The sequence below is a fragment of the Promicromonospora kroppenstedtii DSM 19349 genome (assembly GCF_000515355.1).
In the GTDB taxonomy this organism is placed as follows: Bacteria; Actinomycetota; Actinomycetes; order Actinomycetales; family Cellulomonadaceae; genus Promicromonospora; species Promicromonospora kroppenstedtii.
Window position 1 is genome coordinate 9,099 of the sequence record NZ_KI911759.1, and the last position, 11,159, is coordinate 20,257.

General features: G+C 71.4%; 8 protein-coding genes. 7 read left to right on the forward strand and 1 reads right to left on the reverse strand.

Translation table 11 applies throughout. From position 1 onward, the window contains the following. From PROKR_RS26730 to PROKR_RS26750, 5 genes are all read left to right on the forward strand, one after another. The coding region (locus PROKR_RS26730; protein WP_036969895.1) for a DUF4192 family protein at positions 1–690 on the forward strand (690 nt) is incomplete at its 5' end. Between the two features lie 162 nt (positions 691–852). After that, on the forward strand, positions 853–1,218 hold the full coding sequence (locus PROKR_RS26735) for a universal stress protein (RefSeq protein WP_036969897.1): 366 nt from the start codon (positions 853–855) through the stop codon (positions 1,216–1,218). A 472-nt stretch (positions 1,219–1,690) separates the two neighbouring features. Next, positions 1,691–3,379 (forward strand): RNA polymerase sigma factor, encoded by a 1,689-nt coding sequence (locus PROKR_RS26740; protein ID WP_425414947.1) that lies wholly within the window; start codon positions 1,691–1,693, stop codon positions 3,377–3,379. 126 nt (positions 3,380–3,505) lie between these two features. Further along, positions 3,506–5,083 (forward strand): SpoIID/LytB domain-containing protein, encoded by a 1,578-nt coding sequence (locus PROKR_RS26745; protein ID WP_157602747.1) that lies wholly within the window; start codon positions 3,506–3,508, stop codon positions 5,081–5,083. A 281-nt stretch (positions 5,084–5,364) separates the two neighbouring features. Beyond that, positions 5,365–7,857: a LamG-like jellyroll fold domain-containing protein gene (locus PROKR_RS26750; protein WP_036969901.1), complete on the forward strand. Its 2,493-nt coding sequence runs from the start codon at positions 5,365–5,367 to the stop codon at positions 7,855–7,857. Between the two features lie 132 nt (positions 7,858–7,989). Here the strand turns inward: PROKR_RS26750 and PROKR_RS26755 are convergent, their stop codons facing one another. Further along, entirely contained in the window at positions 7,990–8,229 is a 240-nt protein-coding gene (locus PROKR_RS26755) for a DUF7455 domain-containing protein (RefSeq protein WP_051109391.1), read from the reverse strand. Positions 8,230–8,428: 199 nt separating this feature from the next. On the opposite strand from PROKR_RS26755, the gene PROKR_RS26760 reads away from it, so the two are divergent. Both PROKR_RS26760 and PROKR_RS26765 read left to right on the forward strand, forming a co-directional pair. Continuing rightward, positions 8,429–10,552 (forward strand): DNA gyrase/topoisomerase IV subunit B, encoded by a 2,124-nt coding sequence (locus tag PROKR_RS26760; protein ID WP_036969902.1) that lies wholly within the window; start codon positions 8,429–8,431, stop codon positions 10,550–10,552. Between the two features lie 75 nt (positions 10,553–10,627). Continuing rightward, the gene (locus tag PROKR_RS26765) at positions 10,628–11,062 is read left to right on the forward strand and encodes a DUF4430 domain-containing protein (RefSeq protein ID WP_036969903.1); all 435 of its coding nucleotides are present in this window, start codon (positions 10,628–10,630) and stop codon (positions 11,060–11,062) included. Positions 11,063–11,159: the final 97 nt, after the last annotated feature.

Below are 11,159 nucleotides of genomic sequence, written 5' to 3' on the forward strand. Positions count from 1 at the left end.
ACCGGCGGTCCGTCCGTCGTGACGCGGGCCGAGCAGGCCCAGCGGGAGCTCGCCGAATGGGGCGCGCAGAGCCTGGGCCTGTGGCGCTCGGCGGTGCGCGCCGTGGCCGACGCGGAGCCGGGGCATCCCGTGCCGCTGTCCCCGGTGGACCTCGGCAAGATCGGGGCGGCGCTCGCGGACATACCTGTCCGGGACGCGGTGCTTCTCAGCCTCGTGCCGGGCACCGAGCAGACGGCGCTGCGCACGGCGCGCCGCGAGGCGGACGGCGACATCGACCTGGCCACGGGAGCCGTCATGGCCCAGATCGTCGACCCGGAGCGGGGCATCCCGCCGGACCAGGACCGCACCCAGCCGGCCCGGAGGGTGCTGGAGTCGGTCGTCCGGCACGTGCCCCGCAACCGGCGGGCCCCGGCGTACCTGTTGCTGGCGCTCATCGCCTGGTGGCACGGCGACGGCGGCCTGGCGGTCGAGCGGGTGTCGGACGCGCTCGGGGTGGACCCCGACTACCGCCTGGCGCTCCTGCTCCGCAGTGCGGTCGTCGGGGGAGTCCCGCCAGGCTGGGTGCGGCGGGAGCGGACCCTGTTCCACGGCGGCGCCGGCACCGTGGCGGAACCAGGCGTGTCAACGGAACCAGGCACGTCAACGGAACCAGGCACGTCAACGGAACCAGGCGCAGTGGCCACGGGGTAAGCCTGCCGGCTGTGCTCACGGATGGACCATCGGGCGAACGCGCCGGGTGATCTCGCCGGGTGATCCAGCCGGGTGAACAGGCCCGGTTCAGACGTCCCGGATGCGATCCGCATGCCGTGTGCGGCACGGACCCGGGCGTGGTGTGGGGTAGCGTCGGCTGACATGACGATCGTCGTCGGACACCTCGCCACGCCCGAGGGCCAGGAGGCCCTGAGCACCGCCGTCACCGAAGCACGGGAGCGCAACGCCCCGCTGGTCGTCGTCACGAGCGGGAAGCGTCCCGTCGACGAGTGCCGGGCCGAGCTCGACGAGCTGGCGAGCGGCACGGCGGCCGGCGTCGACCTGCGCGTCGAGGAGGGCACCGGCGACCTCGCCGAGGACCTGATCCGCACCGCGACCAGCACCGGCGCCGAGCTCATCGTGATCGGCCTGCGCCGGCGCAGCCCCGTCGGCAAGCTCATCCTCGGCGCGGGCGCGCAGCGGATCCTCGTCGAGGCGCCGTGCCCCGTGCTGGCCGTCAAGGTCTGAGCTCACGGGCTGAGCCCGGCCGGTCGGACCGCGCCCTCCCGAGCCCCATCCAGGGTCCTGGCCCGAGCGCCGCCTGAACGGCGCCGAGCCCGAGCCTCGGCCGTACTCCACCTGTGCCCTACCCGTGCCCCATCCGTGCCCCACCTGGGCGTGCGGCCCGCCGTGCCGGTCGCTGTTCCGGCCTGGAGTCCTGACGGGGTCCTGCCCGGCCGCCGTCCCACGCCTGGTCCTGGGCAGATTCGCCGGATCTTCGCCGGATCGGGAATGGTGCGGGCATCCGGTTCGTTGACTCTGGGCACGCGAAATCAGAAACCCCGCGGGGTGGTCCCGCCCGACGTGACTTCGCACTGACTTTGCCCATATCACCGCGTTCGTCGCGGGGTACAGGGAGGCCGACGGTACAATATATATGTTCGCCGGCGGAAGAAGAAGGTCCAGTGACGGCCCCGCCGGCAGTACACCGCCCCCTCGAATGCCGAAAGGTCGGTTTGTGGCGCCCACTCCGCTGAAAGCCCCCCAGGACATCGCTCCTGTCCCTGCACGCGACAACCTGCCCCGTGAGTTCGAGCATCCTGCCTTGCAGGAGCTCCTCGCTCGCGGTGCCGCCGACGGCTCGGTCGACGCCGAGAACTTCCGGCGTGCATGCGAGACGGCACAGGTCGGTGACGCCAAGCGGCTGAAGGCGGTGCTGCGCGCACTGGCCAACGCCGGTGTGCAGGTGGGGCTCCCCACTGTGACCAAGGTGGCCGCCGCATCGGCCACCCGGTCCACCGCGGTCGCCGCCAAGGCGCCCGCAGACGAGGCGGAGGCCTCCGCCAAGCCGGCCCGGCGCACCCGGGCGACGGCGGCGAAGACCACGACCGCCAAGAAGTCGGCCCCGGCGCGCTCCACGGCGAAGCCGAAGGACGACGACATGCCCGACGACGTCGATCTCGACTTCGACGACGTCGACGATGACGATGACGAGGCGACGACGAGCACGCGCAAGAAGCCGGCGGGCAAGGCCGGCGCGAAGAAGCCTGCCGCTCGGGGCAAGTCGAAGTACGACAACATCGAGCCCGACGGCGTCGCCGTCGAGGACCCCGAGGACGAGACCGACTCCGGTCCCGAGACCGTCACCAAGACGACTCGTGGCCGTGGCGGCAAGGCGGTCAAGGAGGGCGACGAGAGCTCCGGCTTCGTCGTCTCCGACCGGGACGACGACGACCAGCCTGCACAGCAGGTCGTCACGGCCGGTGCGACCGCAGACCCGGTCAAGGACTACCTGAAGCAGATCGGTAAGGTCGCGCTGCTGAACGCGGAGCAGGAGGTCGAGCTCGCGAAGCGCATCGAGGCCGGCCTGTTCGCGGAGGAGCGTCTCGCGACCACCGATTTCGACCGGAACGACAAGGACCAACGCCGCTTCGAGCGCGACCTCAAGTGGATCGCGCACGACGGCAAGCGGGCCAAGAACCACCTCCTGGAGGCCAACCTCCGTCTCGTGGTCTCTCTGGCCAAGCGCTACACGGGCCGCGGCATGCTGTTCCTGGACCTGATCCAGGAGGGCAACCTCGGTCTGATCCGTGCGGTCGAGAAGTTCGACTACACCAAGGGCTACAAGTTCTCGACCTACGCGACCTGGTGGATCCGGCAGGCGATCACGCGTGCCATGGCCGACCAGGCCCGCACCATCCGCATCCCGGTGCACATGGTCGAGGTCATCAACAAGCTGGCCCGCGTCCAGCGCCAGATGCTCCAGGACCTGGGCCGCGAGCCCACGCCGGAGGAGCTGGCCAAGGAGCTGGACATGACCCCCGAGAAGGTGGTCGAGGTCCAGAAGTACGGCCGCGAGCCCATCTCGCTGAGCACCCCGCTCGGTGAGGACGGCGACAGCGAGTTCGGTGACCTCATCGAGGACTCCGAGGCGGTCGTCCCCGCGGACGCCGTGTCGTTCACGCTGCTCCAGGAGCAGCTGCACCAGGTTCTCGACACTCTCTCGGAGCGCGAGGCCGGCGTGGTCTCCATGCGGTTCGGCCTGCAGGACGGCCAGCCCAAGACGCTCGACGAGATCGGCAAGGTCTACGGCGTGACGCGTGAGCGCATCCGTCAGATCGAGTCCAAGACGATGTCGAAGCTGCGCCACCCCTCGCGGTCGCAGGTGCTGCGGGACTACCTCGACTGACCTCGACCGACGAGCACGCACGGTCCTGACCCGAGTGGGGGTCAGGACGAGCACCACCGACGCCGGGCGGGTGATCTTCTTCGGAAGTGCACCCGCCCGGCGTCGTCGTATGGGAGCGTGCCCGATGTGTCCCCTTCGAACAGCGCCGCTCCCGCAGCACGTCTCGCCCGGGTGGTCGCGGCCCTTCTCGCCACGCTCCTCGCCGTCGGTCTGTCCGCGGTGCCCGCCGCGGCGGCCGGTTACACGCTGACTGCGTCCGGCACGACCACCACGACGGCCACGGTGTCGAAGACCCTCTCGGTGGTCTACCGCTACGACGGCAGGGTCCAGAAGCGGGCCAAGGTGGACCTGCAGCGGTACAGCAACGGCGCGTGGACCAGGGTCACGACCCTCACCACGTCCGCGACGGGCAGGGCGTCGACGGCGGTCAGGCCGTCCGCCACCACGAAGTACCGCTTCAAGACCGCCCGGGCGACGAGCGCGACGCTGACGGTGACCGTCGTGCCGGGCTCGTGGGCGATCGGCGGCTCGGGCTACGGGCACGGCGTCGGCATGGCGCAATGGGGCGCCTACCAGATGGCGCGCGAGGGCAGCTCCGCGTCGGAGATCCTGCGGCACTACTACCCGGGTGCCTCCGTCGGCACCGCCCCCAACCCGTGGACCTCGGTCGACGTGCAGGTGCTCGGCCGGTCGGGCGACCCCGCCACCAGCACCCTGAGCCTGTCGGCAGGTTCATGGCGGCTGGTCGACGGCGCCGCCACCCAGCTCGCCACCGGCACGTCGGCGCGCAAGATCTCGATCGCCCGGACGACGTCGGGGGTCACCGCCAAGATCACCGAGAACGGCACCGTGCGGCAGACGATCGGCGCGCGCCCGAGCCTCTACCTGGAGTGGACCGGCACGGACTACTGGTCCGGCACCGCGGGCACGGTGTCCGTCTCCGGCGCGCAGGGCACCTACCGCCACGGCCGCCTGCGGATCAGCAGCCCCGGCTCCCTGCCGAACATCGTCAACCAGGTGGTCATCAACGACGAATACCTCTACGGGCTCGACGAGATGGCCTCGCTGTGGGGTACGAGCGGCTACGGCGGGGCCGCCGCCCTCCAGGCACAGGCGATCGTCGCGCGCAACTACGCGATCCTGGCCAAGGGCGCGGGCCTGAAGGCCTCCTGCGACTGCCACCTCTACGACGACACCCGCAGCCAGAACTACACCGGCTGGAAGAAGGAGGGCGGCGAGGCGGGTGCGACCTGGCGCGTGGCCGTCGACGCCACCCGGCAGGACGCCGCGGCGACGGTCACGGTCGTGCGCAACACGTCCGGCGGCATCGCGGAGACGCCGTACTTCTCGTCGTCGGGCCGCGGCGGCAGCTACTCGGGCACGACCAACAACCAGGACGCCTTCGGGACCGCCGCGCAGTCCCACCTCCAGCACGTGTCCGACCCGTACTCCAGGCAGGCGCCGGGCAACCCGTACGCGTCGTGGACCGGGGTGCTGACCCAGGCCCGGGCGCAGAAGATCTTCGGCCTCAAGTGGGTCGCGTCGGTCAAGATCACCGCGCGGTACTCGAGCGGCCAGATCAAGACGATGCAGGCCGTGTCGACGGGCGGCAGCACGCGGACCGTCACCAAGACGGCGGAGGGCTGGCGCATCGACCTCGGGTTCCGCGGGTCCTGGGGGCACGCGGTGACCGCGCGGAAGTAGGGGCGCGCGGAGGACGGGGTGCGGCGGCCGGGCCGGAAGGACGCCGCCGGGCGAAATGAACTCAATGGGAATGTTCTGAATGCACCCTAGGCGGCGCCGCGCCCGGACGTTACGGTAGCCCCTGGCAACGATGCCAGACGTGATGCCTGCCGAGATGCCTACCGTGTTCCGGGACCAGGAAGGTGACGCCGATGTCGCTAGCAAGGTCGCACCGCAGCCCGTCCTCCGCCCAGCCAGTAACCCACGCAGCCGTTCGCCGACGACGGCTGGGTGCGGCGCTCGTGGCCCTGGCCACGGGCGCCCTGCTCGCCGTCGTACCGGTGGCGTCGGCGCCGGCCGCGACGCCGGCCGGTGACCAGGCGGCCTGGCCGGTGACCGACGCCCACCTGCCCACGCCGTGGACCGAGGAGGTCACGCCCGACAACGCGCTCCCGGAGTACCCGCGCCCGCAGCTGGTCCGGGACCGCTGGGCGAACCTGAACGGCCTGTGGGAGTTCGCGGGCGCCGCCGAGGGCGAGGCGCCGCCGTTCGGTCAGACGCTCGCCGAGGAGATCCTGGTCCCGTACCCGACGGAGTCGGAGCTGTCGGGCGTCGACCGGCACGAGGACCACATGTGGTACCGCCGCACGGTCGACGTCCCGGCGTCCTGGCGCACCCGCGGCCAGCGGACCGTGCTGAACTTCGGCGCCGTGGACCACACCGCGACGGTGTGGGTCAACGGGCGGGAGGTGGCCCATCACGAAGGCGGCTACGGCCGGTTCTCCGCGGACGTCACCGACGCGCTGACCGCGTCGGGCCCGCAGGAGGTGCTGGTCGGCGTCACCGACCGGACCGACGCCACCTGGCAGCCCGTCGGCAAGCAGCGCAACGTCCCGGACCGCGGCATCTTCTACGAGGGCGCGTCCGGGATCTGGCAGACGGTCTGGATGGAGCCCGTCGCGGCGGCCCACGCCACCCGGCTGGACATGACCACCGACGTCGACACGAGCACCATCGCGCTGACGGTCGAGGGCAGCGCGGCGGCCGACGGCGGCACGGCGGAGGTCGTCGTCCGTCACGAGAGCACGGCAGGCACGAAGGGCCGGCTCGCGGCACGCGCCACCGGGGCCGTCGGCGACGAGCTCTCGGTGCGCGTGCCGGGTGCCCACCTGTGGACGCCCGACGACCCGTACCTCTACGACCTCGAGGTTCGCGTCCGCGACGCGCGCGGCAAGGTCGTCGACACCGTCGGCTCGTACGTCGGCATGCGCGAGATCGGCATCGCGCCGGGCGAGGACGGGCGCAACCGCGTCACCCTCAACGGCGAGGTGGTGTTCCTGCTGTCCACGCTCGACCAGGGCTACTGGCCCGACGGCATCTACACCGCCCCCACGGACGAGGCGCTCGCGTTCGACCTGGAGCAGCACAAGGAGCTGGGCTTCAACACCGTGCGCAAGCACATCAAGGTCGAGCCGGACCGCTGGTTCTACCACGCCGACCGGCTCGGCCTGCTGGTCTGGCAGGACATGCCGTCGATGAGGACGGGCCGGCCGCCGGTCGAGGCGCAGGAGCGCTTCGAGCGTGAGCTGCACGAGATGGTCGACCAGAACAAGAGCTGGACCTCGGTGATCGGCTGGGTCCCGTTCAACGAGGGCTGGGGCGAGTGGTCCCAGGAGGCGACGGGACGGATCGCGCGCGAGGTCAAGGCGCAGGACCCGACCCGGCTCGTCAACGCGCACTCCGGCGTCAACTGCTGCGACTCGCTGGGCGACAGCGGCGCGGGCGACATCATCGACTGGCACCAGTACGTGGGCCCGGCCCAGCCGGTGCCGGACGCCTCCCGGGCGTCGATCGACGGCGAGCACGGCGGGTTCGGCCTGGAGGTCGACGGGCACATGTGGTTCGAGGACGGCCACGCCTACGAGATGACACCTGACGTCGCCACGCTCACCCGGCGCTACGTCGAGAACACGCAGGACGTGCTCACGTCGGCGCAGCAGTGCGGCATCAGCGGGTCGATCTACACGCAGATCACCGACGTGGAGCACGAGGTCAACGGCTTCCTCACCTATGACCGGCAGGTCGAGAAGATGGACTTCGGCCAGGTCCGGGAGGTGAACGACGCGGTCATCGCGGGCGCGGACGGGTCGGGCGCGGAACCGCCCGTGGTCGACCCCGGGACACCGGGCCTGACCGGCGTGCACGCCTGGGGCTTCGACGAGGGGTCCGGCACGGTGGCCGCGGACGGCGTGGGCGACGCCGACGCGACCCTGACCGGCACCACGTGGGCCGACGGCGTGGCGGGCGGCGCCCTGTCGTTCGACGGCGCGGGCGAGGCCGACACGGGGCAGACCCTGGTGCGCACCGACGGCTCCTACAGCGTCTCGGCGTGGGCCAGGCTCGACGTGGCGGACGGCGGCTTCCAGACCGTGGTCAGCCAGGACACCGGCGTCAACAGCGCGTTCTTCCTGCAGTACTCGGGGCAGGACCAGCGCTGGGCCATGAGCTTCGTGGGTGCGCGGGCGCTGTCGCCCGAGAAGCCGGAGCCGGGCCGCTGGTACCACCTCACGGGCGTGCGCGACGCCGCCACGGGGGAGCTGTCGCTCTACGTGGACGGCGACCGGGTGGCCACGAAGGACGTCTGCACGGCTCCCGAGACGCAGGGGCCGCTGGTGATCGGCCGCGGCCAGTACGGCGGGAACGAGGTGGACCACCTGCGCGGTGACGTCGACGACGTCCGGGTCTTCGACCGGGCGCTGTCGGCCGCCGAGGTGGCGGAGCTCGCGGCGGGCTGACGGTCTCGTCCGGGCTCCGGCCCCGGCCCCGGTGCGGGCATGACAACGCCGGCGGTGGTCACCCTTCGGGGTGGCTCACCGCCGGCGTCGGTCTGTCGGCGTCTGTGGTCCGGTGGTCGTCCGGCCTGGGTGTCAGGCCTGGCCGTGCTCCGCGTGGAGCCGGTCGGTCTCGTCCTGGACATGGGTGGCGACGTCCGCGTAGGCGGACGCGTGTGCGCGCGCGTGGTGGCCGCAGAAGAGCAGCTCGCCCACGGGCAGAACGACGCGCACGTAGGCCTGCGCGCCGCAGCGGTCGCAGCGGTCGAGGGCGGTGAGCGGTTCGGTCGTCAAGGTCGTCACATCTCCATCCAACCATTCGCTCGCGCGGTTCATGCCGGCCCGGGTGGGCGGTTCGCTGCGAGCATAGCGGCGTGGCTCACAGTTTCGGTCCCCTTCCGCCCCCAATTGCGCTGAAAGGGTAATTTCCGTCATCGGGTGAATCTTGCTGTCACACAGCCGTTCGGTCAGCTCGTCCAGCGTTCTCCCGGGGAGCCTGGCGTGGGTTGTCGGTGTCCTCGTCTACGCTGTCGCCGTGACCGCAACGTCCGAGTCGTACACCGCTCGCCACCTGTCCGTCCTCGAGGGTCTCGAGGCGGTCCGTAAGCGTCCCGGAATGTACATCGGGACCACCGACTCCCGTGGCCTGATGCACTGCCTCTGGGAAGTCATCGACAACTCCGTCGACGAGGCCCTGGGTGGCCACGCCACGAAGATCGGGGTCGTGCTGCACGCCGACACCTCGGTCACGGTGTCCGACGACGGTCGTGGCATCCCGGTCGACATCGAGCCCAAGACGGGGCTGAGCGGCGTCGAGGTGGTCTACACCAAGCTGCACGCGGGCGGTAAGTTCGGCGGCGGCTCCTACCAGGCGTCCGGTGGTCTGCACGGCGTCGGCGCCTCCGTGGTGAACGCGCTGTCCTCGCGCCTCGACGTCGAGGTGGACCGCGGCGGCAAGACGCACCGCATGACCTTCCACCGCGGCGAGCCCGGCATGTTCTCCGACCCCGCGTCGGGGCCGAGCCCGGACGCCGCGTTCCAGCCCTTCGTGGACCACTCCGAGCTCGCCGTGGTCGGCAAGGTCGCGCGCGGCCGCACCGGCACGCGCGTGCGCTACTGGGCCGACCGGCAGATCTTCCCCAAGTCCGCGGTGTTCAGCTACGACGAGCTGGTCACTCGTGTCCGGCAGACCACCTTCCTGGTGCCGGGCCTGGAGATCGTCGTCCGCGACGAGCGCGGCCTGCCCGGCACCCCGGGCGAGAACGGCCCCCACGAGGAGTCCTTCAAGCACACCGGCGGCGCCGCCGACTTCGTCGAGTTCCTGGCGCCCGACGCCCCTGTCACGGCGACCTGGGTCCTGCGTGGCTCGGGCAACTTCACCGAGACGGTGCCGGTGCTGGACGAGCGCGGCCACATGTCGCCGCGCGAGGTGCAGCGCGAGTGCGAGGTCGACATCGCGTTGCGCTGGGGCACGGGCTACGACACCGAGGTGCGTTCGTTCGTCAACATCATCTCGACCCCCAAGGGCGGCACGCACCTGACGGGCTTCGAGCAGGGCCTGCTCAAGGTGATCCGCAAGAACGTCGAGGCCAACGCCCGCAAGCTCAAGGTCTCCACCAAGGACGGCGCGGAGCGCATCGAGAAGGACGACGCGCTCGCGGGCCTCACGGCCGTGGTCACCGTGCGGCTGGCGGAGCCGCAGTTCGAGGGGCAGACCAAGGAGGTGCTGGGCACCGGGCCGGTGCGCCAGATCGTCTCCCGCGTCGTCGAGAAGGAGATCCAGGCCCTCCTGAGCTCCACCAAGCGCGACGAGAAGACGCAGGCCTCGCTGCTCCTGGACAAGATCGTCGCCGAGATGCGCGCGCGCATCACGGCCCGCAAGCAGAAGGAGATCTCGCGCCGCAAGAACGCGCTGGAGACCTCCTCGCTGCCGGCGAAGCTCGCGGACTGCCGCTCGAACGACGTGGAGCGCTCCGAGCTGTTCATCGTCGAGGGCGACAGCGCGCTCGGCACCGCCAAGCTGGCGCGCTCCAGCGACTTCCAGGCGCTGCTGCCGATCCGCGGCAAGATCCTGAACGTCCAGAAGGCGTCGATCAGCGACATGCTGCGCAACGCCGAGTGCGCCGCGATCATCCAGGTGCTGGGCGCGGGCTCCGGCCGGTCCTTCGACATCGAGGCCGCCCGCTACGGCAAGATCATCATGATGACCGACGCCGACGTCGACGGCGCGCACATCCGCACGCTGCTGCTGACGCTGTTCTACCGGTACATGAAGCCGATGGTCGAGGCCGGGCGCGTGTTCGCCGCGGTCCCGCCGCTGCACCGCGTCGAGGTGATCGGCAGCGGCCGGCGCAAGAACGAGTACATCTACACCTACTCCGAGGCCGAGCTGGGCGCCACGCTCCGGAAGCTCGACAAGGCGGGCCGGCGCTACAAGCCGGACATCCAGCGCTACAAGGGTCTGGGCGAGATGGACGCCGACCAGCTCGCGGAGACCACCATGGACCCGCGGCACCGCACGCTGCGCCGGGTCACCGCGGAGCACGCCGAGGCGGCCGAGCGTGCGTTCGAGCTGCTCATGGGCACCGACGTGGCGCCCCGCAAGGAGTTCCTCATCAACGGCGCGGCCGAGCTGGACCGGTCCCGCATCGACGCCTGAGGCTGCCGGTGCACCGGGCGCCCGCCGCCTGAGACGGCGGCGCCGTACTGCGTGCCCCGACCTAGACTGACCGGCGTGAACACGACCTCTCGCCGCTCGCTGACGGCAGTCGCCTCCGCGGCCACCGCTCTTCTCGTCGCCGGCCTGCTCGGCGCCTGCGGCGGTACGACCGCGGAGCCGGAGACCATGGTCTCCGCGACCCTGAGCCAGCAGTCGGACGCCGAGACGGCGGGCCCGTCGGCGTCAGCGCCGGCCGAAGCGGACACCCTGAGCTACCCCGGCCGCACGGGCGCGACCGCCCTGGAGCTGCTGCTGGAGGCCGACCCGTCGGCGGAGATCACCGGTGAGGGCGAGAACGCCTTCGTGACCGCCATCAACGGCCGCGCCGCCGACGACTCGAAGAACGAGTTCTGGTCGCTGTCCGTGGACGGCGAGCCCGCGCAGGTGGGCGCGGGGTCCCTGGAGACCGAGGACGGTCAGGAGATCACGTGGACGATCGACACGTTCTGAGGCCGTCCGACGACGGCCCCCGCTCCGGTGCGACCCGGAGCGGGGCTGCGCCGCACGCCGACGACCGCCGCGGCCGCGATCCGCACGCCCGCGAACC

Coding starts and splice junctions, on each gene's coding strand:
- PROKR_RS26735 (WP_036969897.1), top strand. CDS start 853: ATGACGATCGTCGTCGGACACCTCGCCACGCCCGAGGGCCAGGAGGCC.
- PROKR_RS26755 (WP_051109391.1), bottom strand. CDS start 8,229: ATGAACCGCGCGAGCGAATGGTTGGATGGAGATGTGACGACCTTGACG.
- PROKR_RS26740 (WP_425414947.1), top strand. CDS start 1,691: ATGCCGAAAGGTCGGTTTGTGGCGCCCACTCCGCTGAAAGCCCCCCAG.